Annotated in this window: 27 protein-coding genes; 19 read left to right on the plus strand and 8 right to left on the minus strand. The window is 74.0% G+C overall.

The window, feature by feature from the left end; all coding sequences use genetic code 11:
- Positions 1–24 precede the first annotated feature (24 nt).
- The gene (locus LEP48_RS00635; RefSeq protein ID WP_225563581.1) at positions 25–756 is read right to left on the minus strand and encodes a hypothetical protein; all 732 of its coding nucleotides are present in this window, start codon (positions 754–756) and stop codon (positions 25–27) included.
- A gap of 238 nt (positions 757–994) precedes the next feature.
- On the opposite strand from LEP48_RS00635, the gene LEP48_RS00640 reads away from it, so the two are divergent.
- The 3 genes from LEP48_RS00640 (at position 995) to LEP48_RS00650 (ending at position 3285) form a co-directional block, all read left to right on the plus strand.
- On the plus strand, positions 995–1873 hold the full coding sequence (locus tag LEP48_RS00640; protein WP_225563582.1) for an alpha/beta fold hydrolase: 879 nt from the start codon (positions 995–997) through the stop codon (positions 1871–1873).
- A 68-nt stretch (positions 1874–1941) separates the two neighbouring features.
- Positions 1942–2700, plus strand: a complete 759-nt coding sequence (locus LEP48_RS00645) for a MerR family transcriptional regulator (RefSeq protein ID WP_225563583.1) — start codon at positions 1942–1944, stop codon at positions 2698–2700.
- 159 nt (positions 2701–2859) lie between these two features.
- Positions 2860–3285, plus strand: a complete 426-nt coding sequence (locus LEP48_RS00650; RefSeq protein ID WP_225563584.1) for a hypothetical protein — start codon at positions 2860–2862, stop codon at positions 3283–3285.
- 49 nt (positions 3286–3334) lie between these two features.
- On the opposite strand, the gene LEP48_RS00655 is transcribed toward LEP48_RS00650, so the two are convergent.
- The gene (locus LEP48_RS00655; protein WP_225563585.1) at positions 3335–4300 is read right to left on the minus strand and encodes a hypothetical protein; all 966 of its coding nucleotides are present in this window, start codon (positions 4298–4300) and stop codon (positions 3335–3337) included.
- A 164-nt stretch (positions 4301–4464) separates the two neighbouring features.
- On the opposite strand from LEP48_RS00655, the gene LEP48_RS00660 reads away from it, so the two are divergent.
- The 3 genes from LEP48_RS00660 (at position 4465) to LEP48_RS00670 (ending at position 7817) form a co-directional block, all read left to right on the plus strand.
- The gene (locus LEP48_RS00660) at positions 4465–5715 is read left to right on the plus strand and encodes a GmrSD restriction endonuclease domain-containing protein (RefSeq protein WP_225563586.1); all 1251 of its coding nucleotides are present in this window, start codon (positions 4465–4467) and stop codon (positions 5713–5715) included.
- A gap of 22 nt (positions 5716–5737) precedes the next feature.
- Positions 5738–6241, plus strand: a complete 504-nt coding sequence (locus LEP48_RS00665; protein WP_225563587.1) for a heme-degrading domain-containing protein — start codon at positions 5738–5740, stop codon at positions 6239–6241.
- An 85-nt stretch (positions 6242–6326) separates the two neighbouring features.
- The gene (locus LEP48_RS00670; RefSeq protein ID WP_225563588.1) at positions 6327–7817 is read left to right on the plus strand and encodes an amidohydrolase; all 1491 of its coding nucleotides are present in this window, start codon (positions 6327–6329) and stop codon (positions 7815–7817) included.
- Between the two features lie 29 nt (positions 7818–7846).
- On the opposite strand, the gene LEP48_RS00675 is transcribed toward LEP48_RS00670, so the two are convergent.
- Positions 7847–9499, minus strand: a complete 1653-nt coding sequence (locus tag LEP48_RS00675; RefSeq protein ID WP_225563589.1) for a glycerophosphodiester phosphodiesterase — start codon at positions 9497–9499, stop codon at positions 7847–7849.
- 128 nt (positions 9500–9627) lie between these two features.
- Between LEP48_RS00675 and LEP48_RS00680 the strand changes: the two genes are divergently transcribed.
- Both LEP48_RS00680 and LEP48_RS00685 read left to right on the plus strand, forming a co-directional pair.
- Positions 9628–9975, plus strand: a complete 348-nt coding sequence (locus tag LEP48_RS00680; RefSeq protein WP_225563590.1) for a TraR/DksA family transcriptional regulator — start codon at positions 9628–9630, stop codon at positions 9973–9975.
- Between the two features lie 120 nt (positions 9976–10095).
- Positions 10096–10752, plus strand: coding sequence for a nucleoside/nucleotide kinase family protein (locus LEP48_RS00685; protein WP_225563591.1), 657 nt, complete (start codon positions 10096–10098; stop codon positions 10750–10752).
- 12 nt (positions 10753–10764) lie between these two features.
- Here the strand turns inward: LEP48_RS00685 and LEP48_RS00690 are convergent, their stop codons facing one another.
- From LEP48_RS00690 to LEP48_RS00700, 3 genes are all read right to left on the minus strand, one after another.
- Positions 10765–11514 carry a VOC family protein gene (locus tag LEP48_RS00690; protein WP_225563592.1) on the minus strand — a complete coding sequence of 250 codons (750 nt, stop codon included), beginning with the start codon at positions 11512–11514 and terminating at the stop codon, positions 10765–10767.
- Positions 11515–11853: 339 nt separating this feature from the next.
- Positions 11854–12327 carry a hypothetical protein gene (locus LEP48_RS00695; RefSeq protein ID WP_225563593.1) on the minus strand — a complete coding sequence of 158 codons (474 nt, stop codon included), beginning with the start codon at positions 12325–12327 and terminating at the stop codon, positions 11854–11856.
- A 96-nt stretch (positions 12328–12423) separates the two neighbouring features.
- Positions 12424–12606 carry a hypothetical protein gene (locus tag LEP48_RS00700; protein WP_225563594.1) on the minus strand — a complete coding sequence of 61 codons (183 nt, stop codon included), beginning with the start codon at positions 12604–12606 and terminating at the stop codon, positions 12424–12426.
- A 20-nt stretch (positions 12607–12626) separates the two neighbouring features.
- On the opposite strand from LEP48_RS00700, the gene LEP48_RS00705 reads away from it, so the two are divergent.
- The 3 genes from LEP48_RS00705 (at position 12627) to LEP48_RS00715 (ending at position 14281) form a co-directional block, all read left to right on the plus strand.
- Positions 12627–13118, plus strand: coding sequence for a phage holin family protein (locus LEP48_RS00705; RefSeq protein WP_225563595.1), 492 nt, complete (start codon positions 12627–12629; stop codon positions 13116–13118).
- Positions 13115–13726 (plus strand): DUF3618 domain-containing protein, encoded by a 612-nt coding sequence (locus LEP48_RS00710; protein WP_225563596.1) that lies wholly within the window; start codon positions 13115–13117, stop codon positions 13724–13726. The genes LEP48_RS00705 and LEP48_RS00710 overlap by 4 nt, the downstream gene beginning before the upstream one ends.
- Before the next feature lie 240 nt (positions 13727–13966).
- Entirely contained in the window at positions 13967–14281 is a 315-nt protein-coding gene (locus LEP48_RS00715) for a hypothetical protein (RefSeq protein WP_225563597.1), read from the plus strand.
- Here LEP48_RS00715 and LEP48_RS00720 read toward each other — a convergent pair.
- Positions 14271–15548, minus strand: a complete 1278-nt coding sequence (locus LEP48_RS00720; protein WP_225563598.1) for an APC family permease — start codon at positions 15546–15548, stop codon at positions 14271–14273. The two genes, LEP48_RS00715 and LEP48_RS00720, sit on opposite strands and share 11 nt — an antisense overlap.
- Positions 15549–15610: 62 nt before the next feature.
- On the opposite strand from LEP48_RS00720, the gene LEP48_RS00725 reads away from it, so the two are divergent.
- The 8 genes from LEP48_RS00725 to LEP48_RS00760 all read left to right on the plus strand — a co-directional run bounded on the left by LEP48_RS00725 (position 15611) and on the right by LEP48_RS00760 (position 24331).
- The gene (locus LEP48_RS00725) at positions 15611–16297 is read left to right on the plus strand and encodes a TetR/AcrR family transcriptional regulator (RefSeq protein WP_225563599.1); all 687 of its coding nucleotides are present in this window, start codon (positions 15611–15613) and stop codon (positions 16295–16297) included.
- A 57-nt stretch (positions 16298–16354) separates the two neighbouring features.
- On the plus strand, positions 16355–17320 hold the full coding sequence (locus LEP48_RS00730) for an ABC transporter ATP-binding protein (protein WP_225563600.1): 966 nt from the start codon (positions 16355–16357) through the stop codon (positions 17318–17320).
- Positions 17317–18918, plus strand: a complete 1602-nt coding sequence (locus tag LEP48_RS00735) for an ABC transporter permease (RefSeq protein ID WP_225563601.1) — start codon at positions 17317–17319, stop codon at positions 18916–18918. The genes LEP48_RS00730 and LEP48_RS00735 overlap by 4 nt, the downstream gene beginning before the upstream one ends.
- Positions 18919–19424: 506 nt before the next feature.
- A complete protein-coding gene (locus tag LEP48_RS00740; RefSeq protein ID WP_225563602.1) occupies positions 19425–19868 on the plus strand; it encodes a hypothetical protein in 444 nt (147 codons plus the stop codon).
- 12 nt (positions 19869–19880) lie between these two features.
- Positions 19881–21101, plus strand: a complete 1221-nt coding sequence (locus tag LEP48_RS00745) for a peptidoglycan-binding protein (protein ID WP_225563603.1) — start codon at positions 19881–19883, stop codon at positions 21099–21101.
- Complete coding sequence (locus LEP48_RS00750) at positions 21098–21763, plus strand: ABC transporter ATP-binding protein (RefSeq protein ID WP_225563604.1); 666 nt, start codon at positions 21098–21100, stop codon at positions 21761–21763. Before LEP48_RS00745 ends, LEP48_RS00750 begins: the two co-directional genes overlap by 4 nt.
- Positions 21760–22884 (plus strand): FtsX-like permease family protein, encoded by a 1125-nt coding sequence (locus LEP48_RS00755; protein ID WP_225563605.1) that lies wholly within the window; start codon positions 21760–21762, stop codon positions 22882–22884. The genes LEP48_RS00750 and LEP48_RS00755 overlap by 4 nt, the downstream gene beginning before the upstream one ends.
- A 52-nt stretch (positions 22885–22936) precedes the next feature.
- Positions 22937–24331 (plus strand): amino acid permease, encoded by a 1395-nt coding sequence (locus LEP48_RS00760; RefSeq protein WP_308009940.1) that lies wholly within the window; start codon positions 22937–22939, stop codon positions 24329–24331.
- A gap of 18 nt (positions 24332–24349) precedes the next feature.
- On the opposite strand, the gene LEP48_RS00765 is transcribed toward LEP48_RS00760, so the two are convergent.
- Positions 24350–25630, minus strand: a complete 1281-nt coding sequence (locus tag LEP48_RS00765) for an NAD(P)/FAD-dependent oxidoreductase (protein ID WP_225563606.1) — start codon at positions 25628–25630, stop codon at positions 24350–24352.
- Positions 25631–25729 lie beyond the last annotated feature (99 nt).

Consider the following 25729-nt stretch of genomic DNA (forward strand, 5'->3'; position numbering starts at 1 on the left):
GGGCCCGAAGGTTGTCCACAGGCCTCAGTCCCACCAGAGCCGGTACCAGTGCTCACGGACGTCGTCCCGGTCGCCGGGCTGGTGGTCGGGCCCGCGATCGGCGAGGTCCCGGACGATCCGGCCGCCCCACCACGAGGTGATCTCCTCGGGCGGGCCCTGCATGTCGTCGACACCCAGCTCGTGCGCGAGGTCGAGCAGCTCCTCGCACTCGCACGCCGCGCCGTGGTCCCGTTCCAACCACAGCTCGCGCTCCGCGCGCAGCAGCACCGTCGTCACGGTGATCCGCTCGTCGCAGCGGGAGGGCCCGATGACGTACCCGTAGGCGAGGACCCGGTCCGGGTGTCGCACGACGGCACGCAGCACCGTGCCGAGCGTCGGGCCCGCGTTCTGCCGCTCGGTCGCGAGGTGGTGCTCGTCCAGGCGTTCGAGCAGCGCCGCCGCCACCGTGGCGTCGACGGCGACGAGCGGGTAGTAGCCGAGCCCGGTCATCCGGTTGGAGCCGAGCACGGGCTCGAGCACCGCGTCGTAGCCGCCGTCGAGCAGCCAGCCGTGCTGGTCGTCGCAGCGGTCGTGCCGGTAGCCCGGGGCGGTGGCGAGGTCGCGCTCGCGCGCCCACGCGGTGCGCAGGTCGACGAGGTCGGGCGGGGCGAACCGCTCGCGCGGCGGGAGGTCGTGGGTGATCGCCCCGGAGACGGGCCGGACGGAGTCGTCGGGGGAAAGGTCGGCGTCGTCGGGCGGGGGGTTCGTCGTGGGCATGGCTCCACGGTCGTGGGACGGACCTCGTGCCGGAACCCCGGGGGGCGAACCTGTGGACGACCGCGCCCTGTGGACGAGGTCCGCGGTGGGCCAGTCCTCGACGCGACCCGATGATTTCGGCGGCATCGCACCGTCAGAGGGTGTAGCCAGGATGGGCCGCACGACGGTGCTGACCGTGCTTGAGGACGCCTGACGATGCTTGAAGATGCCTGACGACTGCCGACGGAGGCCGACCGACATGAGCGAGCGCAAGACGTACACCCTGGACGTGCCGGGCGCCGTCCTCACCTACGACGTGCACACCCCGGCCACGCCGGGCGACGCCCCGCCGCTGTTCGTGCTGGCCTCGCCGATGGCGGCGAAGGACTTCGGGCAGCTCGTGGAGCACCTGGACGACCGCTTCGTGATCACCTACGACCCGCGCGGCATGGAGCGCAGCATTCTCGCCCCCGACGGCGAGGTCTCCGTGCCGATCCACGCGGACGACTTCCACCGTGTCGCGCAGGCCGCTCGTGCTGTCGTCGGCGACGGGCCCGTGGACGTCTTCGCCTCCAGCGGCGGCGCGGTCAACGTGCTCTCGTGGATCGTCGACCACCCCGCCGAGCTGGGCACCGTCGTGGCGCACGAGCCGCCGCTGTGGGGGCTCGTGGAGGACAGCGCCGGGCAGCGCAAGGCCGCCGCGGACATCGCCGAGACGTACCAGCGCGACGGCTTCGGGCCGGCCATGGCCAAGTTCATCCAGCTCGTCAGCTACCCGGGGCTGGTCACCGACGAGTACCTGGCGCGGCCCGCCCCGGACCCGGCCATGTTCGGCCTGCCGACGGAGGACGACGGGTCGCGCGACGACCTGCTGCTCCGCTGGAACATGGCCACGATGCCCGCGTTCGACCCGGACCTGGACGCGCTGCGGGCCACCACGGTCCGCCTGCTCCCGGCGCACGGCGCGGCCGGGGAGGGCACGATGGCGCGTCGCGGCGGCGAGGCGCTGGCCGCCGCGCTCGGTGTCGAGCCCGTGGTGTTCCCCGGCGACCACGGCGGCTTCGTGGCCAACGAGTGGTCCCCCGACAACGACCCGGCCGCGTTCGCCGCGCGGCTGCGGGAGGTGCTGGCGGGCTGAGCCGGCCCGCACGGTGATGCGACAGTCCTCTTGCGCTTGACGCGACGTCAACCTCTACCGTCGACGACATGACCCGTTCCATCCAGGACGTCGCCCGGCTCGCGGGCGTCAGCAGCCGCACCCTGCGTCACTACGACCAGATCGGCCTGCTGCCGCCGTCGCGCACCGGGAACGGCGGGCTGCGCCACTACGACGACGGCGCCGTCCGGCGTCTGCAGCGCATCCTGCTGCTGCGCGACCTGGGGATGCCGTTGACCGACATCGGCACGGTGCTCGACGAGCAGACGGACGAGGCGCGCGCCCTGCGTGGCCACCTCGACCAGCTGCGCGCCGAGCGGGACCGGCTGGCGCGACAGATCGCGTCGGTGGAACGGACGCTGACCGCCGTCGAACAGGGAGGAAGGATCATGGCCGAGCAGATGCTGGACGGCTTCGACCACACGCAGCACAAGGACGAGGTGACCCAGCGCTGGGGCGCCGACGCGTACGCGACGGGCGATGCCTGGTGGCGCGGCCTCGGCGAGGACGGCCGCAAGGCCTGGCAGGCGCGGCTGCAGGAGCTCAACGATGCCTGGATCGGGGCCGCACGTCGCGGCGTCGACCCGACGTCCGACGAGGGGCAGGCGCTCGCCGCGCGCCACGTCGAGTGGCTGGGCGCCGTGCCCGGCACGCCCGGGTCGGAGCAGGGCCGCCCGGCGAAGGAGTACGTCGTCGGTCTGGCCGAGATGTACGTGGCGGACGACAGGTTCGCCGCCAACTACGGCGGCACCGACGGCGCGACGTTCGTGCGGGACGCCCTCGTCGCCTACGCGGAGCGCGCGCTCTGACGAGCCGGCCGAGTTGTCAGGCGCACGTGCGCGTCGACGTTCACCTGGTCCTGACAACTCGTGCGCCCGACACGTTGTCAGGGCCACGTGCACGGGAACGTGCACGTGGCCCTGACAACTGCGGCGGGGCGGGCGGGGCGGCCGTGCGAGGATGCCCGCGTGGACCACGCGGACGACTGGGCGGCACAGCGCACGGAGGCAGCGCGGGTGCAGGCGGAGCTGCTGGCGGCGCGCCAGGACGCCGAGCACGCCCGGGCGGAGGCGCTGCTGCGCGAGTTCGCCGCCGCCGCGCGGGACGCCGGCCTCGAGCCCGGACCGCTGCAGGTCAAGGGCTACGGCGGCCGGGGCACGGCCCGCACGTCGCTGCGAGGCTGGTACCTGCGCCAGGACCGCACCGCCGGCATCACCACCGACGGCACGTTCTACGTGCTCACGGCGCCGCTGTCATCCCTCGACCGGCTGCGCGGCGTGCGCCCGGAGCCTCGGCGTCCGCCCATGATCCTCGGTGCGGGCGGCAAGGACGGCAGCTCGATCGAGCTGGCCGCGGCGCTCGACCGGCTGCTCCCGGGCTGGCGCGGGGCGTGACGTAGCGGACTCTTCGCTTCTCGGCCCGGGAAGCGAAGAGTCCGCTACGTCACCCGCCGAGCAGGCTCCCCACGCCCCGGTCCGCGAGGTACCCCGCCCACGTGCCGTCGGCCAGGCGCACGGCGGCCGCATGGTGGCCCGGCGCCCGGTTGTCGACGCGCAGCGCCTCGATCCCGGGAGAACCGGCGGGCACCGGAAAGAGGTCGGGGGTCAGGTCGTGCAGGGCCAGCAGGTCGCGCGGGTCGCGCGCGTTGACCCACCGGCGCACTCCCCGGGGGAACGTGAGCCGGCCACCGTCCCGCAGCGCGTCGCGCACGGCGCGGATCCCGAGCGGCGACCCGAGCGTCAGCAGCAGGGCGACGTCCCGGTCGCCCGCCGACTCCTCGGCCGCACGGCCGGCCAGCGCGGAGCACGCCACCACCGAACCGAGCGAGTGCCCGACGACGACGGTGGGCTCGTCCGCGGGCACGGCGGCGATCACCTGGGCGTCGACGGCGTCCCGCACGGCATCGTCGTGCAGGTAGGCGTACAGGTCCCGCACCACGAGCAGGACGACGGCCGCGCTCAGCCCGGGCACGTACCGGTCGAGCAGGGCCAGGGCGCGGGCCACCGCCTCGGCCAGGGTCGAGCCGAGCCCCTCGGCCGCCACGCGCGCCGCCGCGCCACCCTCTCCGAGCCCTGCGCGTTCGCTCCCGAGCCCTGCACCGTCGAGCAGCTCACGGACGACGGCGAGCACGAACCGCAGCTCGTCGTCGGGCACGGGCTCGAGGGCGAGGGCGTCGACCCGGGGCCGCCCCGCCTCCACGACGACCGGCGGCGGCGGCCCCGGGAGGCGGCCGGTGAGGTGCGCCAGGGTGTCCCCGTAGAACACGAACGACGCGTCGTCGTCGGCCAGCCGCCGGGACGAACCGGCCCCCGCGAGGGCGCTGTTCAGCGCGCCGAGCCATCGCGCCTCCTCGCGCCGGGGGTCGACGCCGTCGAGGTCGCGTCCGTGGAGCAGCACGAGGCGGGTCACGCGCCCCAGGCTACCGATGTCATCCCCCGGGCGACGACGTCCGTCATGCCGACTGACCAGCAGGTTCACCCGGTCCGCGAGGGCGGTTCACCCGGTGAGAATGGTCCCTGTGCAGCGCGCTTCCGGCAGAGTGGGCGCGCACCCCCCACAGGCACGGAGGAACGATGACCGCAGGGCCCCCCGCACGCCGTCGCGCTTTCTGGGTCGGCCTCACCGGACTGGGACTGGTGATGCTGCTCGGAGCGTCCGGAGGCTGGAGGGCCTCGCTGATGCTGGCGCTGCTCTACGTGGCGCTCAGTGCCGGCTGGGGAATCGTCACGGCGCGCACGTGGTGGGGACGAATGCCGCGCGGGCGTGCCGCTGCTCTTGGCAGCGGCGCGCTCGCCGTGGTGCTGGTCGTGGCCGTCGCGGGCGGAGCGACGTCGTCGGACGACGATTCCGGCGCCGTCGCCCCAGAGCGCGGCCAGGTGTCCTCCGAGGTGACGGGCAGCGCTTCGACGGACATCGAGCAGGCCGAGCCGTCGCCGTCCCGCGAGCCCGCCGAGGAACCCGAGGTCGACGAGGCCGACGACGACCCCGCCGACGGGACCCCCGAGGCGGAGCCCGGTACGGCGCTCGCGGCGGTCGCGCTCCTCGACGTCAAGGGCCGCGCTCCGAAGACGGGCTACGACCGCGACGAGTTCGGCCCGGCCTGGGCCGACGTCGACCACAACGGGTGCGACACCCGCAACGACGTCCTGCGCCGTGACCTCGACGACATCACCACCCGCGCCGGGACGCACGGGTGCATCGTGCTCACCGGCACGTTCGACGAGCCGTACTCGGGCGAGAGCGTCGACTTCCGGCGCGGCAACACCACGTCGTCGGCGGTGCAGATCGACCACCTGGTGGCGCTCTCGGACGCGTGGCAGAAGGGCGCGCAGCAGCTCTCCGCGGGCGAGCGCAGGCTGCTCGCCAACGACCCGCTGAACCTGCTCGCGTCCGACGGACCGCTCAACATGAGCAAGGGTGACGGCGACGCCGCGACCTGGTTGCCGCCGAACAAGGCGTTCCGCTGCACGTACGTGGCGCGGCAGGTCGCGGTGAAGGTCTCCTACGACCTGTGGGTCACCGCGGCGGAGCGCGACGCGATGGCGGACGTGCTGTCCGCGTGCCCCGACGAGAAGCTGCCCACGGGCGACGCGACGGTGGCCGCGGCTGCGCTCCTGCCTGACACCGCCACGACCGAGGAACCGGCCACGGAACCGGCACCCACCTCGGCGCCCGCCTCGGAGCCCGCCGGCGCCCAGGACGCGTCCGTCTCCTACGCCAACTGCACGGCCGTGCGTGACGCCGGCGCGGCACCGATCCGCCGCGGAGACCCGGGCTACTCCACCAAGCTCGACCGCGACGGCGACGGGGTGGGCTGCGAGTGACGACCGTGCGACGCTGACCCCCATGAACCACAGGAGTCACGTGAGCACCGAGGACAGGGCCGCCGCGCAGTCGCTGGTCGCCGAGATCGAGGAGCAGGAGCGCGATCTCGTGCTACCGCGGTTCACTCACGACGACGCGTGGCGGCTCGGCTGCCTGCTCGTCGAGCTCGCCACCGAGCGGGCGCTGCCGGTGGCGATCGACGTCCGCAAGGGGCCGCAGCAGGTGTTCCACGCGGGGCTCGAGGGCAGCACGGCGGACAACGACTCGTGGATCGCTCGCAAGGTGCGCGTCGTGGAGCGGTTCGGTGCGTCGTCGTTCCTCGTGGGGCAGCGGTCCCGCGCCCGCGGCCTGGAGTTCAACGAGCAGCACGAGCTCGCGCTGCAGGAGTACGCCGCGCACGGCGGCGCGTTCCCGGTGCGGGTCGACGGCGTGGGGATCGTCGGCGTGGTCACGGTGTCCGGCCTGCCGCAGGCCGACGACCACGCGCTCGTCGTCGAGGGGCTGCGCGCGTTCGCCGGGCGGTGAGCGACGCCGGACGGCGCGGCCGGGCCCTGATCGCGCCGTGACGGCGCGCTCGCTACCGTGACGGCGCGCTCGCTACCGTGAGCGCGTGACCGCCCTGCTCCTGACCGACGCCCGCCTGGCCGGGCGCCCTGCCGTGCCCGTGGACGTGCTGCTCGACGACGGTCGTGTCGTCGCGGTGGCACCCGCCGGGGCGCGCGGGCGGCCCGCCGTCGTCGCCGCCGAGCGGGTCGACCTCGGCGGGCGCACGGTGGTCCCCGGCCTGTGGGACGCGCACACGCACCTGACGCAGTGGGCGCTGGTGCGCCACCGGCTCGACGTGTCGTGGGCGACCAGCGCGGCGCACGCCGCCGACCTGGTGCGCGACCGGCTGGACCGCGCGGCGGCCCCGACGGGCGGCCAGCCGCTGGTCGGCTACGGCTTCCGGTGGGCGACCTGGCCGGACGAGCCGACGGCGGCGCTGCTCGACGTGGTCGCGGGGGACGTGCCCGTCGTCCTGCTGTCGGGGGACCTGCACAGCGCGTGGGTCTCGACCGCGGGGCTGCGGTTCCTCGGCCTCGGCGACCACCCGACCGGGCTGCTCCGCGAGGAGGAGTGGATGGCCGCGAGCCCGCGCATCGTGACGCTCGACGACGGCGTGGCCGACGCGCTGGTCGCGGACGCCGCGCGCGCCGCGGCCGCCCGGGGGGTCGTCGGCGTCGTCGACTTCGAGGTCGAGGACAACCTCACCGCGTGGCGCCGCCGCGTGGCGGGCGGCTGGGACGGGCTGCGCGTGCGGGCCGGGGTGTGGGAGCAGCACCTGGACGCCGTGCTCGACGCGGGCCTGCGTGACGGCGACCCCCTGGTGGCGGGGACGGACCTGGTGCGCCAGGGGCCGCTCAAGGTCATCAGCGACGGCTCGCTCAACACCCTCACGGCGTACTGCTTCGACGCGTACCACGGGCACGCCGGCCCGGGCGCGCACGGCATCCTCAACAGCCCCACCGACCATCTGGCGCCGCTCATGGCCCGCGCCGCCGCGGGCGGGCTGCGGTGTGCGATCCACGCCATCGGGGACCGCGCGAACGCGCTGGCCCTCGACGCCTTCGAGGCGTCCGGGGCGCGTGGGTCGGTGGAGCACGCGCAGCTGGTGCGCCGCGACGACGTCGCGCGGTTCGCGGCGCTGGGCGTGACGGCGAGCGTGCAGCCGGAGCACGCGATGGACGACCGCGACGTCGCCGAGGAGCTGTGGCCGGGCCGGACGGAGCGCGCGTTCCCGCTGGCGGAGCTCCGTGCCGCCGGGGTCTGCCTGACGCTCGGCTCCGACGCCCCGGTCGCGCCGCTGGACCCGTGGGTGGCGATCTCGTCCGCGGTCACGCGGTCGCGCGACGGTCGGGAGCCCTGGCACCCCGAGCAGCGCATTGACGCGCGCACCGCCCTGGAGGCGTCCGTCGACGGAAGGTCCCTCGCCCTGCGGGCCGGCGCCCCGGCCGACCTCGCCGTCCTCGGCGCCGACCCGCTGGCTCCCGGGGCCGACCTGCGGGCGATGCCCGTGGCCGGGACGCTCGTCGCCGGCCGCTGGACCCACCACGCCCTGTAGGCGGGCGCGCCCAGCGGCCGGCGACCGGCTCAGCCGCGCAGCTCGGCGACCTCGGCCAGCAGGGCGTCGCGCTGCACCTCGTCGTCGACGTGCCGCTCGATCAGCCGCTCGAGCCGGTCCCACCGCTCGTGCTTGAGGGCCACGAAGATCTGCACGGCCTGACCGGTGGACAGGTCCAGCTCCGCGAGACCGGTGAGCACTCCCGGCGTCGGCGCGGGCTCCTCGGTGCCCTGCTCCTGCGCGGCCTTCCACCCCTCGTACTCCCCGGCACGGTTGGTGATGACGCCCTCGACGCCGAGGTCGGCGAGCTCCGCCCAGTCGGCGGGGGAGTCGACGGTCCACACGAAGACGCCGATGCCGGCCCCGTTGAGGTCCTCGACCACGGACGGGCGGGTGCGCAGGGCCGCGGCCGACGGGTTGTAGTAGTCGGCGTGCAGCGCGCGCGCCGTCGCGACCGGGTCGGCGTCGAGCGTGCCGCGCAGCAGCCCGAGCGGGATCTGCGGTGCCCTGTCGTGCGCGTACCGCAGGACGTTCTCGTCGAACGACTGCACGACGACGCGGTCCTCGAGGCCCGCCTCCGCGATCATGTCGATCACGCGGTCCACCTCGGCCCGGGTCTCCGGCCCCTTGATCTCCAGCAGCAGGTCGGAGGCGCCGGTGTCCATGAGGTCGAGGATCTGCGCGAACGTCGGCGCGGGCTGCGTCGCGAACGCCGGGGAGAAGAACGACCCCGCCTCGAGGCTCGTGAAGTAGCTCGACTGCAACCGCGCGACGTCGCCGGTGCCGTTCGTCGTGCGGTCCACCGTCTGGTCGTGCATGACGACGGGAACGCCGTCCGCCGTGGTGTGCACGTCGATCTCGACGAGCTCGGCCCCGGTCCTCATCGCTGCCGCGTAGGCGGCCAGGGAGTTCTCCGGGGTGACGGACGAGTAGCCACGGTGCGCGGCCGTCACGGGCAGGTCACCCGGGGCGTTGACGACGGGCTTCGGCTCGATCTGGGTGACGACGACGTCGTCGATGCTCACCCGCGCGCCGTCGGCAGAGAAGCCGAGGACGCCGTCGTCGGAGCGCCCGATCCGGCCCTCGAGGACCTCGGTGCCCTCGTACACCCAGGTGACGTCGCGGCCCTGCACCTCGATCGCCACGGCCACGTCGTCCCCGACGCCGGCGTCCGACGGTGCCGCGCCGGTGTGTGGCACGCTCCACGTGTTCGCGGAGGTGCGCTCGGCGATCTCGACGCCGTTGCTGGCCGTCGACGTCGTCCGCATCGCGGCCTGCCACCAGGGGACGTCGCCGGAGGGGTCGATGTCGAGGATCGGCGCCAGCCAGCGGGTGGAGTTGTTGACGGCGTCGAACCGGACGGTCGCCTCGAGGCGGTAGTTCTCCAGGTGCGGGCCGAAGACGATGCGCCCGATGGACGCGGGCTCGCCCACGAGACGCCCGTCCTGCACGGCCCAGTCGCCGGAGACGGCGGTCCAGCCGTCGGGCAGCGCGCCGTCCGCGACGTCGTCGAAGTCCTGGGAGTAGACGACGTCGCCCGGGTCGGCGGACGCGTAGGGGGTGGCGACCGTCGTGGCGACGAGTGCTGCGGCGGTGACGGCCGCGGCGATCGTGACGGTGTGCGCGGGGGAGATCGTGCGGCTCCCGGGGGGAGCGAGCAGGGCACGGCGTCGTGCGGACATGACGTTCCTCTCTGGCGTGACGGGTGGTCCCGTCGACGCTAGGACGCGGGTCTTCCGGTCGCCGGGCGAGCGGGTGGAGCGCCGATGACGGGCCGACGAACTTCCGGTGCCGGTGCGAGACTGCTGCGATGGACCACACCAGCGACGACGCCGCGCGGCGGCTGCGGTTGCGGCTGGCCGACGTCGAGGCACGGTTCGCGGCCCAGCGGTCCACCGTCGACGGCATCGTGGAGGCCGCCCGCGACTCCAACGCCGACGACGAGCACGACCCGGAGGGCGCGACCCTCGCCTGGGAGCGGCAGCAGGCGGCGGCGCTCGCCGACGGTGCCGACGCGGAACGACGTGAGCTCCTGGCCGCGCTGGACCGCGTCGCCGCCGGGACCTACGGCGTGTGCGAGGCGTGCGGGCGGCCCATCCCCGCTGCGCGGCTCGAGGCCCGGCCTGCCGCCACCCGCTGCGTCGAGCATGCCCGCTGACGATGCGGTCGCTGCCGATCAACGCGGCACTTTGAGATCGGTGCGGCAGTTCGGACTGCCGTACTGATCACGAACTGCCGCGCTGATCGCCCCGCGGGGACGTGAACCGCCGGACGCGGCGTGTCGTGGCAGCATGACGGCGTGCGCGTGGAGCCGGTGACCCCCGACGGCGTCGTGGCGCACGTCGTCGAGCGCGTGCTCGCCCTCGGCGCGGCGGACGACGGCGCCCGGCCGGTGCGCGTGCTGGTGGACGGCCACCCGTCGACGCGGCCGGAGGAGCTCGCGGACGCGCTGACCGAGCCGCTGCGCGCGGCGGGCCGGCCCACGGCCCGCGTGCGGACGCTCGACTTCCTGCGGCCCGCGTCGCTGCGCCTCGAGCGTGGACGCCGGGACCCGGACGCGCTGCTGGAGGAACGGATCGACGTCGGCGGCCTCAACCGCGAGGTGCTCACGGGCATCGTGCGGCGGGGACGCTGGCTGCCCACGCTGCGCGACCCGGACACCAGCCGCTCGACGCGGGCCGGCTATGTCGCTGCCGCACCGGGCACGGTCGTCGTGGTCGACGGGTCGCTCGCCCTGGGGGCGGGGCTCGACGTCGACCTCACCGTGCACCTGGCCCTGCAGCCCGCCACGGAGACGCGGCGCACCCCGCTCGACGACGCGTGGACGCTCGCCGCGTACGGGCGCTACCGGCGCGAGGTGCGGCCGGATCGACGGGCCGACGTCGTCGTCCGGTGCGACCACCCGGACCGCCCGGCGCTGGTGCTGCCGGGCTGAGGTGGGCAGCTCTCAGGACGTGCAGAGGCAGAACGGGTGCCCCGCCGGGTCGGCGAACACCCGGAACGTGTCCTCGTTCCCGGGCAGGCGGGTCGCCCCGGCGTCGAGCGCGGCGGCCTCCGCCACGTCGAGGCCCTCCTCGCCGATCACGAGGTCGAGGTGCACCTGCTGGGGGAACGCGGGGTCCGGCCACCGGGGCGCGGTGTACCCCTCCACCTGCTGGAACAGCAGGGCCCTCTGGCCGCCGAGCATCGCCGTCCCGTCGGAGTCGTGGACGACCGGCTCGCCGAGCAGCCGTGACCAGAACGCCGCGGCCGCGGAGGCGTCCGGGACGTCGAACGTCACTCCCATGACGGTCAGGCCGTCGTTGTCCGGCGCGTGGCACAGGTCGAACGGGTGGCCGGCCGGGTCGGCCAGGGTGGTCCAGCCCGGGTTCTCGCGGAGCACGGTGGCGCCCAGGGCGACGGCGCGGGTGGTGGCCGCCGCGACGTCGGGCACCCGCAGGTCCAGGTGCAGCTGCTGCGGGTGGTCCTGCCCGGGCCACTGCGGCGGCACGAGGTCCGGGGCGGGCTGGAAGTCGAGGCCCCACCCGTCGGGGGTGACCACCGAGACCCAGTCGTCGGCCGCCCTGTCGACCGTGCCACCGGTGAGCTCGCGCCAGAAGCGCGCGGCGGCGTGATGGTCCGGGGCGTCGAAGACCACGGCGCCCAGGGCGGCGACCCGTGAGTCGGAGCCGTGGGGAACGGTGCGTTCGTCGGACATGGTCGTCTCCTTCGTGACGTCAACAGTGGGCCGGTTCTCAGCCTGGCCCCAGCCACCGACGCTCGCTCCGATGGTGAGCAGGAGGAGACGGGGTCATCGTCGAGGAAGGTCATGAAGCGGCCGCCCAGGGAGCGCAGCGCAGGCTCGGCGCAGGCCCGTGGACCGGCTTGCCGCGACGCGCTCCGTCCGTCCGTCCGTCTCGGCGGGCGCGGATCGGAGGTACCACCCATGAGTGACACATCCTTCACCTCGGGGACCGGCACCACGCCCTCGGCAAGGTCGGCTCAGGAGGCGTCGACCGGCCCGGGCGAGCGGGCCGGGACCGGTGCGACGAACGATTCAGGCGGCGCCCGCGAGCGGGCCTCGCAGACGGCGTCCCAGGCGACCGACGCCGGACGCGACCTGGCCCACGAGGCCAAGGAGCGGGCGGGCGACGTCGCGCACGAGGCGGGCGAGCGGGCTCGTGACCTGCTCGGAGACGTGCGGTCGGGGCTGTCGTCGCAGGCCGGCTCGCAGCAGGAGCGACTCGCCTCGGGCCTGCACCACCTGGGTGCGGAGCTGTCCGACATGAGCGGGGCGAGCGAGGACCCGGGCTACGCGACCGACCTGGCGCAGCGCGGCTCCGACGTCGCGCACCGGCTGGGCGAGTGGTTCGAGCAGCGGGAGCCCGGTGACGTCCTGCACGAGGTCGAGGACTTCGCCCGCCGCCGGCCGGGGGCGTTCATCGCGATCGCCGCCGGTGCCGGACTCCTCGTCGGGCGCCTGCTGCGCGGGGCGAAGGACGCCGACGGCGGCTCGTCCCAGCACTCCCACGACGCCCCGCGCTCCCAGAGCCCGGCGTCGCACAGGGCGCCGTCGCCGAGCACGCCCTCCGTGGGCCCGTCGACGCAGGGTGCGTCGTCCGGCGCCTTACTCCACCGCCGGTGCGCCGCCGCAGCCGCCGTCGTTGCCGCCGTCGCGGCCGTCGTCCCCGCCGCCGTCACAGCCGCCGTCGCCCCCTGCGTCGGCGCCCGGCGTCGCGTCGCCGCAGACCCCGCCGTCTCCGGGGCCGTCCGTCCCGCCGGACCAGGGCCGGCCGGGGAACCCGTCCACGAACCCGGGTGGTGGGGCACATGGCTACGGTTCCTGACCCGTCCGCGCCCCGCTCGGGCCCGGCTGCGTCCGTGCCCCGCACCGGCGCGGTCCCGTCCGCGACGCCCCGGGCCGGGGGTGCAGACCCCGCCGAGCGTGGCCTCGGCGACCTCGTCGGCGAGGTCACACGCGACCTGTCCACCCTGGTGCGCCAGGAGATCGAGCTGGCCAAGGCCGAGGCGAAGCAGTCCGCCAAGCAGGCGGGCAAGGGCGCGGGACTGCTCGCGGGCGCCGGTTACGGCGCGGGGCTGGCCGTCCTGTTCGCGTCGATCGCGCTCTGGTGGGCGCTCGGCGACCTCATGGGGCTGGGGTGGGCGGCGCTCGTCGTCGCCGTGCTCTGGGCGGTCGTCGCCGCCGTCCTCGCGCTCGTCGGTCGTTCGCAGGTCCGCCAGGCACCGGGCATGGAGGGCACGACCGACTCGCTGAAGAAGATCCCGCACGCGCTGCAAGGCGAAGAGGAGAAGAACCGATGAGCACCGAACCGGAACAGATCCGCGCCGACATCGAGCGCACGCGCCAGGAGCTGAGCGACGACGTCGACACCCTGGGCGAGCACGTGCGGCCCGCCTCGGTGGCCCGCCGGCAGACCGAGCGGCTGCGGGGCAAGGCCCAGCGGTGGCGCGACCAGGCCATGGGTACGGCCGGCTCGGCGACCTCCCGGGCCGCCGACACCCTGCGCGACGGCGCGGACTCCGTGCGCGACAGCGCCGGCTCCGTGGGCGACACGGTCGCGCGGGCGCCCCACGCCGTGCGCGAGCAGGCGCAGGGGAACCCCGTCGCCGTCGGGCTGATCGCCTTCGGCGCCGGGCTGCTGGCGGCGGCATTCGTCCCCGCCACGCGGCAGGAGCAGGAGGCCGCGACGAAGCTCAGGGACGCCGCCGAACCCCTGGTGGAGGAGGTCAAGGAGGCCGGCGGGGAGATGGCGCAGGAGCTGCGCGGCACCGCGCAGGAGCAGGCGGAAGGGCTGCGCGACTCCGCCATGGAGGCCGGCCGCGAGGTGGCCGAGCACGGCAAGCAGGCCGCGGGGGACGTCGCCGACCAGGTGCGCGGGGACCAGGGAGAGGGGGGCGCGACCCGCTGAGCCGCCCCTCCCGCCAGGGCGCCGTCGCGGGCGACGCCCGCCGGTGCGTGCACCGGGGGCGTCGCCCCGGCGGGCCTCGCGCGGACGACCGGCGTGGGCGCGCAGATCGCCGCCGCGACCGGTCGGTGTCCGGTGTCCTGGACGGCGAGGAGCATGGTCCCCTCGGGTCGCGACGCCGTGGGCGATCTGTCATGCGTCGTGCGCCGCGCGTCGGCGCCCGGACGGTGCGAGAGTGGCGGCATGACGTCACGACCTCGTCTGCGCACAGCGACCGTGGTGCTCGCCGTCGGGGCGCTCCTGCTGCTGGGCGCGTGCGCCGCCGGCCCGAACCCCGGGGTCGACACCACGACGATCGGCGGTGCGGGACCCTACGGGTTCTGGTGGGGCCTGTGGCAGGGGATGATCCTGCCGGTCACCTTCGTGATCTCCTTGTTCACGGACTCCGTGTCCGTGTACGAGGTGCACAACAGCGGCAACTGGTACGACGTCGGGTTCGTGCTGGGCATCTCCCTGGTGTTCGGCGGCCCGTTCGGCGCCAGCCGCGTCAACCGCTGACCCGGCGCACCCGCACCCACCGCAGGGCCACCCCGAGCGCGAGCACACCAAGCCCGGCCAGCACCGACCCCAGCGGGAGGGTCGTGCACAGCACGAGGCAGCCGCCCAGCCCGACGCCCTGCAGCGCCCGGGGGTATCGCCGGTGCTCCGCGCCCTGCGTCCAGGCGGCGAGGTTCGCCACCGCGTAGTAGACGAGCACGCCGAACGACGAGAACCCGATCGCCCCGCGCAGGTCCACGGTGAGCACCAGGGCGCAGACGACGACGGCGACGGCGACCTCCGCGCGGTGCGGCACCTGGTAGCGCGGGTGCACCGCGGCGAGCGCGCGCGGCAGGTCGTTCTCGCGCGCCATGGCCAGCGTGGTGCGTCCCACCCCCGCGACCAGCGCGAGCAGCGCCCCCAGCGACGCGAGCGCCGCCCCCGCCCGCACGACGGCGGACGCCCACGGCGTGCCGACGACGGCGGCGGCCAGGGGCGCCGTCGACGCCGCCACGGCCGGCAGGCCGAGCACGGCCAGCAGGGTCACCGCCACCACGGCGTACAGCACGACGACCCCGCCCAGCGCGCCCATGATCGCCCGGGGGATGGCGCGCGCCGGGTCGCGCACCTCCTCGCCGAGGGTGGCGATGCGTGCGTACCCGGCGAACGCGAAGAAGAGCAGGCCCGCCGCCTGCAGCACGCCGTACCAGCCGGCGGGCCCGCCCAGGAGCCCCGCGCCGGCGTCGGGCCCGGCGACCACCCGCGACCAGGCGGGCGCGCCGCTGCCCAGCGCGACCGCCGTCCACACGCCGAGCGCCAGCAGCACCAGGGCCACGATCACGCGGGCGAGCCTGGCGGTGCGGGTGACCCCGCGGTAGGCCACCGCGGCCAGGGCGACGACGGCGAGCGCAGCGACCGGCCGCTGGGAGGCCGCCGGGACGGCGTAGGCGGCGAAGGTGAGCGCCATCGCCGCGCAGCTCGCCGTCTTGCCGACCACGAACCCCCACCCGGCGACGTACCCCCACCAGGGGCCGAGGCGCTCGCGGCCGTAGACGTAGGTGCCGCCGGAGGCGGGGTACTGCGCGGCGAGCTGCGCCGACGACGTCGCGTTCCCGTAGGCGACGACGGCGGCGAGGGCGAGGGCGACGAGCAGCGCCGTCCCCGTCCCGGCCGGGAGCACGGCCTGCGCGGCCGGGCCGAAGGCGGCGAAGACTCCGGCCCCCACCATGGCCGACAGGCCGACGACCACGGCGTCGGAGGTGGTGAGGCGGCGGGCGAGAGCGGTCACGGCCCGATCTTCTCGCGCCCGGGGTCTTGCGGTCGCGGCTGAACGCGTGTTTAGTGTTGAACATGCGTTCAGCATCGGCCGAGCCGGACACCGGCACCCGCGCCCGCATCCGGGACGCCGCGGTGCTGCGGTTCGCGAAGTCGGGCTTCGGGGCCTCGGTCCGTTCGATCGCCGCGGAGGCCGGGGTGAGCCCGGCCCTCGTCATCCACCACTTCGGCTCCAAGGACGAGCTCCACGCCGCGTGCGACGAGCACGTGCTCGCGTGGATCGTGGAGACCAAGCGGCAGAACATGGGCAAGGCGGCGCGCGGCCAGCTGCTGGAGGTCCTCGCCCAGGCCGACGACATGGCCCCGCTCGTCGGCTACGTGCTGCGGTCCCTGCAGGCCGGCGGCTCGGTGGGCAGGACGTTCGTCGAGCACATGATCGACGACGCCGAGCAGTACACGGCCGAGGCGGTCGCCGACGGCATCGTGAGGCCCAGCCGGGACGAGCGGGCCCGGGTGCGCTACCTCGTGTACTCGTCCCTGGGCGCGCTGATGCTGTCTGTCACGATGAACCCGCCGGAGGACCCGGAGGACGTCAACGCGGCCGTCCGCGCCTTCACGGACGACCTCTACCTGCCGATGCTCGAGATGTTCACGGAAGGCTTCCTCACCACGCGGCGCATGCTCGACGACTACCTCCTGTACGTGTCCGACCCGCCGGGGACCGGGGGCGAGGCCGAGGACACCGACGGCACCGCCGCCTGACCTCGCGTTCCCGCAGCCGCATCCCGGACACCGTCGTCACGAGAACGAGGAACCTCCATGACCACCACCCGCACCTCCGGCGAGCCCGCCGTCGAGATCCACGACCTGCGCAAGTCGTTCGGCTCCGTCCAGGCCCTGGACGGGCTGGACCTCACGGTCGCCACCGGCCAGGTGGCCGGCTTCCTCGGCCCCAACGGGGCCGGGAAGTCCACGACGATCCGCGTGCTGCTCGGCCTGCTGCGCTCCGACTCCGGCAGCGCCCGCCTGCTGGGCGGCGACCCCTGGCGGGACGCCGTCGCGCTGCACCGCCGGCTGGCCTACGTGCCGGGCGACGTGTCGCTGTGGCCTGGCCTCACGGGCGGCGAGGCGATCGACTACCTCGCTCGCCTGCGCGGCAACCCCGACAAGAAGCGCAAGGCCGAGCTGCTCGAGCGGTTCGAGCTCGACCCCACCAAGAAGGCGCGCACCTACTCGAAGGGCAACCGGCAGAAGGTCGCGCTCGTCGCGGCGCTCGCCTCCCGCGTCGACCTGCTCGTGCTCGACGAGCCCACGTCCGGCCTGGACCCGCTCATGGAGGCCGTGTTCACGCAGTACGTGCGCGAGGCCAAGGAGTCGGGCACCTCGGTGCTGCTGAGCAGCCACATCCTGTCCGAGGTCGAGAAGGTCTGCGACACCGTGACGATCATCCGCGGCGGCCGCGCCGTGGAGTCCGGCACGCTCGACGACCTGCGCCACCTCACGCGCACGAGCGTGACCGCCGTCGTCGACCGCGACCCGGGCGCGATCGCCGCGCTGCCGGGCGTGCACGACCTCGCGACGTCCCCCGACGCCGCCGGCACCCGCGTGACGTTCGACGTCGACAACGCGGCGATGGGCGACCTGCTGCCGACCGTCGGCGCGCTGGGCGTGCGGTCGTTCACCGCCACGCCGCCGTCGCTGGAGGAGCTGTTCATGCGGCACTACGGCGACGAGCCGGCGGGCGAGGCGGCCGCCGACGACGCCGCGCGGGCGGGTGCACGATGAGCACGCTTACGGGGACCGGGAGCCTGGTGCGGTTCATCGTGCGCCGCGACCGCGTGCGCATCGTCGCGTGGAGCCTGGGCATCCCCCTGCTGTACCTCGCGGCCCTGCCCGAGTACGTGCTGATGTCCGACGACGCCACCGGGCTGCAGGCGCGCGCCGCGCTGGTGCGCTCGCCCGCGATGGTCTCGATGACGGGCCCGGGCTACGGCACCGACGACTACACGGTCGGGGCCGCGGTGGCCAACGAGCTCGTGCTGTGGGTGGTGCTCGCGCTCGCCGTGATGAGCATCCTGCAGGTGGTGCGGCACACGCGCGCCGAGGAAGAGTCCAGCCGGTCGGAGCTGGTGCGGGCCGCCGTCGTCGGACGGCACGCGGCCGCGGTGGCGGTGCTGGTCGTCGTGGTGCTGGTGAACCTCCTCGTCGCGGTGCTGTCCGCGGGGGTGCTCGTCGCGAACGACCTGGCGGCCGTCGACTCGGTCGCGATGACCCTCGGCATCGCGCTGAGCGCGCTGACGTTCGGCGCGATCGCGCTCGTGGCGGCGCAGGTCACCGAGCACTCGCGCGGCGCCACCGGGATCTCGTTCGCCGCGCTCGGCGCCGCGTTCACGCTGCGCACCGTCGGCGACATGCAGGAGCTGGGGGGCAGCTGGGTGTCGTGGCTGTCGCCGATCGCCTGGGCCCAGCAGATGCGCTCGTACGTGGACCTGCGCTGGTGGCCGGCGGCGCTCGGTCTCGTCGCGATCGTCGTGCTGCTGCTCGTGGCGTCGGCGCTCGCGTCCCGCCGCGACTTCGGCGGCGGCCTCGTCGCCGACCGCGGTGGGCGCGCGGACGCCGGCGCGCTCCTGCGTGCGCCGTCGGCGGTGGCGTGGAGGCAGCAGCGCATGTCCCTGCTGTGGACGGCGCTGGGCCTCGCGCTCATGTGGCTCGCGACCGGCACCGTGGTCGCGCAGATCCCCCAGATGGCGGAGTCCCTCGAGGAGAACCCCGTCTACGCGGCCCTGCTGGGCGAGGGCGACCTCGAGAAGGCGTTCGTCGGCATCGTCGTGCTCTACGCGGCGCTCGGCGCCGGCGCGTACGGGCTGGTCGCGACGCTGCGCGCCAAGGCGGAGGAGGAGGCCGGGCGGGCCGAGCAGGTCCTCGCGACGCCGGTCTCCCGCGGCCGGTGGCTGGGCGCGGGCCTGGTCGTGTCGTCGATCGGGACGGCGGTCGTGCTGCTGGCGGGCGTGCTGGCGCTGGGGGCCGGCGTGGCGGCGTCCGGGATCGCCGAGCCATCGTTCGGCGCCGTCGCGGGCGTCGGGGCGCTCTACCTCCCCGCGCTCCTGGTTCTGGTGGGGCTGGCCGCGGCCCTGTACGCGTGGGTGCCGGGTGCCACCCCGTTCGTGTGGCTGGTCTACGGCTACACGCTCGTGGTCGCGATGTTCGCCGACCTGTTCGGCCTGCCCGAGTGGGCGCGCCAGGCGTCGCCGTTCTGGTGGGTACCGGACCCGCTCACCGCCGACGTCGACTGGGTCCACGTGGGCGGGCTGAGCGGCGTCGCCGTGGTGCTGTTCGCGCTGGGGTTCGCCGGGTTCCGACGACGGGACGTCGCGACGCGCTGAGCCGTCGCGCACGACCGACCTCGTTCGCGCCCGAACACCAATGACCGCGAGGCCTAGGGCAACGCGACATAGATCACAAAATTGCCACTACGATGATCTATATGGTGACAATCGGAACAAGTTGCATGCGGGCAACTCGTACGTTCTTGGCCCCTATCCGACGAGCGCGTACTCGTCCGGAACCAGCCACTGGCCGCCTGGTGCCGGATTCGGGAAGTTCTACAACGGGACGACGTGGAAGACGACCGCGAAGAACGGGAGCGTCATCGGCTGTGGCGACGGCTATTGGAGCGTGTACACCACGGGCGACCTGAATCTGGCGTAGACCTATGCATCCGCGCGCAAGATCGCGTGAACGGGGAGTGTCCGGGTTCGAACGAGTGAGGATCTCGTGGCTGTTCATCGCGGGATTGATGCTGTCGATTGGAGCTTGTGGCAGTCCGCAGGCCCCGGCTAGCAAGGCCACCGCGGGTCCGGATGTCGGGAATGTCGCGACGGCTGCACCTGTGACCACGGAGGAACTAGCGGCCGCCAAGGAGGGATTGGCCGCCAAGGAAGCCGCGCACGAAGACTGGATCGCGCAGTCCGTCCGGTGCTTGCGGGAGAAAGGCTGGGAGGGCGTGACGGCGGATGCCGGTGGCCTGTCCTACGAAACCCTTCCGCGGGACCAAGCAGGAGCTTTCACCGACGATATGGCCGCCTGCGAGGATGCCGTCGGACCGGGACCGTACGACGAGCCGCTGACCAGGGCCGAGGTTGCAGTCGTCTATGACCGGTGGGTTGACGCGAAGGCCTGCCTGGAGGGTCTAGGACACGAGATCTCGGAGCCGCCGTCGGTGAACGTCTTCATCGACGATTACCTGCACGGTGACGACGGACCGTGGTCACCGTTCGCGGAGCTCCCGGCCGGGGTAGCCCTCGACCGCGTGAAGCAGACGTGCCCGGAGTGACGTTGTCGGCCGATGGTTAGCGTCCGACACCATGGCTCCCGTACCTCCCGGCACGACTCGCGAGCGCATCGCGCCAGTCCTTGCACCGCATCGCCTGAGTCAGACACGCGCCCCGACAATGACGAGGAGAAGACCGGCATGAGCGGATCGAGGCTCCAGACGTCCTTCGGGCCACAGCGAGTGTGGGTAGCGGCCGGCATCGTCGTGGTGCTAGCGGCGGGGGCCGCGCTCGGCGTTGCGTTGAAGGCGCTCCTCGCCCCGTCGCCGGTAGTCCCCGCCAGCCCGCAGTATGCACTCGTCGTGGCGGATCACGGGACGGTGGGGCGATCGATCCGCCTCGACGTCACGGCTCGCCGCATTGGCGGCACGGCGGTGGTGAACGCGGTGCACGGCGTCCTCACCGAGCACCTCGTCGAGCAGGGGGGAACTGTCGAGTCAGGCAGGAGGCTGTACTCGGTCGACCTCCGCCCCGTCGTCGTCGCAGCAGGCGACGTCCCCGCCTTCCGCGACCTGGCCCGCGGCATCAAGGGGAGCGACGTCCGCCAGCTCCAGCAGATGCTCGTCGACGTCGGCGCGCGCACGGCGGACGCCGACGGCACGTTTGGAGCCGCCACACAACAGCAGGTCCGCGCCTGGCAGGAACGGGTGGGGCTCCCGGTCACTGGCACGGTTCCGCTCGGGCAGCTGGTGTTCGTCCCGAGGCTTCCTGGGCTCGCGGACTGGGCCGATGACGTCCCGCTCGGCACCACGCTGGGAGCGGGTTCCGTGATCGCTGAGGTCGTGCCCGATGACGTGACCTTCGAGATGACAGTTCCGGAGGACCAGTTGGGCCTGCTCGAGTCGGGCATGGTCGTCGAGATCACCGCGGGCGACGCCGAGCTGTCCGCCGTCATCGGCAAGATCGTCCGTCCGCAGGACGACGCCGAAGCTGCTGTCGCGACGATCGAGCCGCTGGCTCAGAGCACCGTCTGTGACGGCAAGTGCGAGGGCATCGCTACCGCAGGCGACCAGATCCTCCCTGCCCGGGTGGTGGTGCTCGCGCCCACCGAGGGCATCGTGGTGCCAGCCGCCGCGCTCGACGTCGGGCACTCGGGCAGGGCTCAGGTGACGCTCGACGACGGCACTGCCGTCGATGTCACCGTAGACGCCGTCGAGGGTGGCCGCGCCGTGGTGAGTGGCCTGGAGCCCGGCGCGCGGGTACGTGTACCGGTCGGCGGGCACGGCGGCGCATGACGACGGCACCGCGCCTCGCGATCGATGACGTCTCCTTCACCTACCCGGGCGGGAGTGAGGCCGTCGTCGACAGGTGGTCTCAGACTTTCGTCGCAGGCACGGTGACCGCACTCACCGGCCCCTCGGGGTGCGGGAAGTCGACGCGCCTGTACCTGCTGGCGCTACTCGCCCGTCCCACGGCCGGCCGGGTTCTGCTCGACGGGGTGCCCGTCGAGCGGCTCTCCGACCCGGTGCGAGCCCGCGTGCGTGCGCACCGGTTCGGGTTCGTCTTCCAAGACGCGGTGCTCGACCCGACGCGAACCGTCCTCGACAACATCGTCGAGTCCGTGCTGTACCGGCACGAGGATCCGGCGACGTTCGTCGGTCGAGCCGTCGAGCTCATGGACCGAGTAGGGGTCGAAGTGCCATTGCATCGTCGTCCGGCACAGATCTCCGGCGGCCAGGCGCAGCGCATCGCCTTGTGTCGCGCGCTGCTTGCGGACCCGGACGTCGTATTTGCCGACGAGCCCACGGGAAATCTCGACCGTGCCACGGCCGACGTCGTGATGGGCGCAATGCGCGACCACGCCGCCGCCGGCGGGTGCGTCGTCATCGTCACCCACGATCCGACCGTCGCCGCGCAGGCCGACGTCCACCTCGACCTCGGGCCGCAGGCAGCATGAGCCGCGGCCGTGGACCGGTGCGGGTGCTGCTGCGCGAGACTGTCGCCGCCGCCCGAGCGCAGCGGATCGTCTCGCTCCTGACGCTGCTCGTGGTGCTCGGCGCGACGACGACGACGCTCGTCACTGCTGGCCGTGCGGAGGGTGCGCAGTCCGCCGTCCTGGCGCAGATCGAGCAGGCGGGGATCCGCACAGTGAGCGTCCATGCGCCCGTGAACGGTGGTGCTCCGCTCATGTCCGACCTCGTGGACCGGTTCGCGGCGTACGACCTCGTCGAGTCTGCTCTCGGCTTCGGGCCGGCCACGGATGTCCGGGCGGCGGCCAACACGGCCGGCGAGCTCGTGGCGCTCCGCGACGTCTACGGCAAGATCGCCGAGGACGCGCCGGCGTCCCTCACTCCCGTCGCCGGGACCCGCCAGGTCTGGGCCACGGCGCAGGCCGTCGAGACGCTGGGGCTACCCGGGCGAGGACTGGTCCGGGCACCGTACTCCGAGACGGAGTACCTCGTCGCGGACGAGATCGAGCTGCCGATGGCCGTGCGGTCGTGGGACCCGGTGCTGCTCGCACCTGCGGTCGCGGACACAGGGGATGACCCTGCGCCGATCAACACCCTCGTGATCGTTGCCCGGCGGGCCGCCGACGTCGGTGCCGTCACCGAGCTGGTGCGCCAGGAGCTCGCGGACATCCCGGCCCAGGACTTGATGGTCGAGACGTCCCAGGAGCTCGCCGACGCGTACGGGATGGTCGACGGCGAGCTTACGCGGCAGAACCGCGCCATCATCCTGGGTTCACTGGCCTCGGCGGTCGCGGCGGTCACCGTGGTGGTCTGGGGGGCGGCGATGATCCGTCGTCGGGACTTCGGCCGCCGACGGGCCCTCGGGGCCACGCGCCGCATGATCCTGACGCTCGTGGTGGCGCAGGTCGCACTGCTCTCTGTGGCCGGGGCCGTGCTTGGCGCGGCCGTCGGCTCCGCCTGGCTGTGGTGGTCGGGGGACCCGCTCCCCGACCCCGCCTACGTGGCGTCGCTCGCAGTGGTCGTGGCGGCGACCACTGCTGTCATGAGCGCCGTGCCCGCGTGGTGGGCGGCGTGTCGTGATCCGCTGAGCGAGCTGCGCGTCCCGTAGCAGTCCTGCGTCGCCGCTCGCGTCCCGGCACCAGGGGTTAGCGTGGTGCGCCGTGACCACCACCGACCCGCAGGGCGCGCCGCCGCCCGACGCTGCCCTCGCGCACGGGCTGCGGCCCCGGCACCTCACGATGATGGGCCTCGGCTCCGCCATCGGGGCGGGGCTGTTCCTCGGGTCCGGGCAGGCGATCGGGACGGCGGGCCCCGCCGTGCTCGTCAGCTACGCGATCGCAGGCGCGATCGTCGTCCTCGTCATGCGGATGCTCGCGGAGATGGCGTCCGCGCTGCCGTCGTCCGGCTCGTTCTCCGTGTACGCGGAGGCGGCGCTCGGGCGCTGGGCGGGGTTCCTGCTGGGCTGGCTCTACTGGTTCATGCTCATCATGGTGCTGGGCGTGGAGGTCACCGGGGTGGCGGGCATCGTGGCCGGCTGGTGGCCGGGGGTGCCGCAGTGGGTGGTCGCGGCGGTCGTCGTGGCTCTGCTGGGCGGCATCAACCTGGTGGGGGTGCGGCAGTTCGGCGAGGCCGAGTTCTGGTTCGCCCTCATCAAGGTCGCGGCCATCGTCGGGTTCCTCGTGGTGGGTGCGCTCGTCGTGGTCGGCGTGGTCCCGGTGAGCGGCAGCGTGCTGGGCGACTGGGCCGCGCACGGCGGCTTCGCCCCGGCGGGCTGGGCCGGCGTCGCGGCGGGGCTGCTCGCGGTGGCGTTCGCGTTCGGCGGCATCGAGATCGTGGCCATCGCCGCGGCCGAGGCCCGCGACCCGCGCGACGCCGTCGCCCGGGCCACCCGCACCATCCTGTGGCGGATCCTGTTCTTCTACGTGGGCTCCGTGGCGATCATCGTGGCGCTCGTCGCGTGGGACGACGCCGCGGCGCTCGTCTCCCCGTTCGTGTCCGTGCTCGAGCTCGCCGGGTTCGACGGGGCGGCGCGGCTCATGGAGGTCGTGGTGGTGCTGGCGCTGCTGAGCGCCTTCAACGCCAACGTCTACGGGACGTCGCGGATGCTGTACTCGCTGGGGCAGCGCGACGACGCGCCGTCGGCCGTCACGAAGGTCTCCCGGCGCGAGGTGCCGTGGGTGTCGGTGCTGGTGTCGGTGTTCTTCGGCGTCGTGGCGGTGGGCCTGAACTGGCTGCTGCCCGACTCGCTCCTGTCGATCCTGCTCAACGCCGTCGGGTCGGCGCTGTTCGTGGTGTGGCTGCTCATCACGGTCTCGCAGCTGCGGCTGCGGCCCCGGCTGGAGGCGGAGGCTGCCCGGTCGGGCGAGCCGATGCGGCTGCGCATGTGGGGCTACCCGTGGCTGAGCCGGGTGACGCTCGCGGCGCTGGTGGGGCTCGCGGGCCTCATGCTGTCCGACGACGCCGCACGCGCCCAGATCGTCGCGACCGCGGGCCTCGTCGTCGTCATCCTCGTGGTCTACGCGCTGACCCGGCGGGTGCGTCCGGGACGGGGCTGACGGGGGCCGGACGGGGAGCTACTTCTCGGGCCGGACGGTCGGGACGTCGCCGACGATCGGGATGGGCCGGCGGTGGAACGGGAAGCCGTACCGCGTCACGAGGCCGGCGAGCGTCGTCACGCGGTTGCGCGGCCCGATCAGCGACATCACGTGCACGAACAGCCACATCAGCCACGCCGTCCCCCGGGTGAAGCGCAGGGGCGCGCGCAACCCCGGCGCCGTGACCTCCGCGACGGCGGCACGGCGCCCGATGACCGCCATCGTGCCCTTGTCGTGGTACGTCAGGGGCTCGGTGGGTCGCCCCTCGAGGAGCGCGAGGACGTTGCGTGCCGCTGCCTTGCCGCCCTGGATGGCGGGCTGGGCGAGCTGGGGGAGCCAGTCGGGGGTCTCGGCGATGTCGCCGATGGCGAAGACCCGGGGGCGCCCCTCGACCTGGAGGTCGGGCCCTACGGCCACGCGACCGCCCTTGCGGCGGGGCAGGTCCCAGTCGTCCACCTCGGCGTGCGGGCCGACGCCGGCGGACCACACGGTGAGGTCGGAGTGGATGCGGGTGCCGTCGGTGAGCACGACGGCGTCGGGGAGCACCTCGGCGACGCCGGCGCCGAGCCGCAGGGTCACGCCGCGGTGCTCGAGCTCGGCGGCGGCGTAGGACCGCAGGTTCTGGTGGAACCCCTTGAGCAGGTCGGTCCCGCGCTGCACGACGGTGATCTCGAAGGCGTCGCCGTGGATCTCGGGGTACGCGGGCTCGAGCCCGGCGGTGCGCAGCTCGGCGAGCGCCCCGGCGACCTCGACGCCGGTGGCGCCGCCACCCACGACGACGACGCGCAGGCCGTCGTCCGTGGCGGGCGTGAACGCCGAGTTCTCGAGCCGGATGAAGAGCTGGTCGCGGATCTTGAGCGCCTGCGAGCGCGAGTACATGCCGAACGCGTGCTCCTTGGCGCCCGGTGTGCCGAAGAAGCTCACGGTGACGCCGTTGGCGAGCACGAGGTAGTCGAACGAGACATGCTCGTCGTTGGCGAGCCGGATGGTCCGGGCGTCGTGGTCGATGCCGACCAGGTGCTCGTGCAGCACGCGCACGTTCTTCTGCTTGAGCCGCAGGCCCCGCAGCCAGTAGGTGACGTCGCCCGGGCTGAGGCCGCCCGTGGCCACCTGGTAGAGCAGCGGCTGGAACGTGTTGTAGACGCGGCGCTCGACCAGCGTGATGCGCACGGGGGCGCCGGCGAGGGCCTTGACGACGGCGAGCCCGCCGAACCCGCCGCCGACGACGACGACGTGCGGCAGGTCGTTGCGGTCGGTCACGGACCCACGGTAACGACGAGACCGGTGTCTCGCGTCCCCAACGGTCCCGCGGGCCGGCGGGCGCGCAGGTCGGCGGAACCGCAGGTCCGGACCCTGGGC

The sequence above is a fragment of the Isoptericola luteus genome, from assembly GCF_020297055.1.
GTDB lineage: Bacteria > Actinomycetota > Actinomycetes > Actinomycetales > Cellulomonadaceae > Isoptericola > Isoptericola luteus.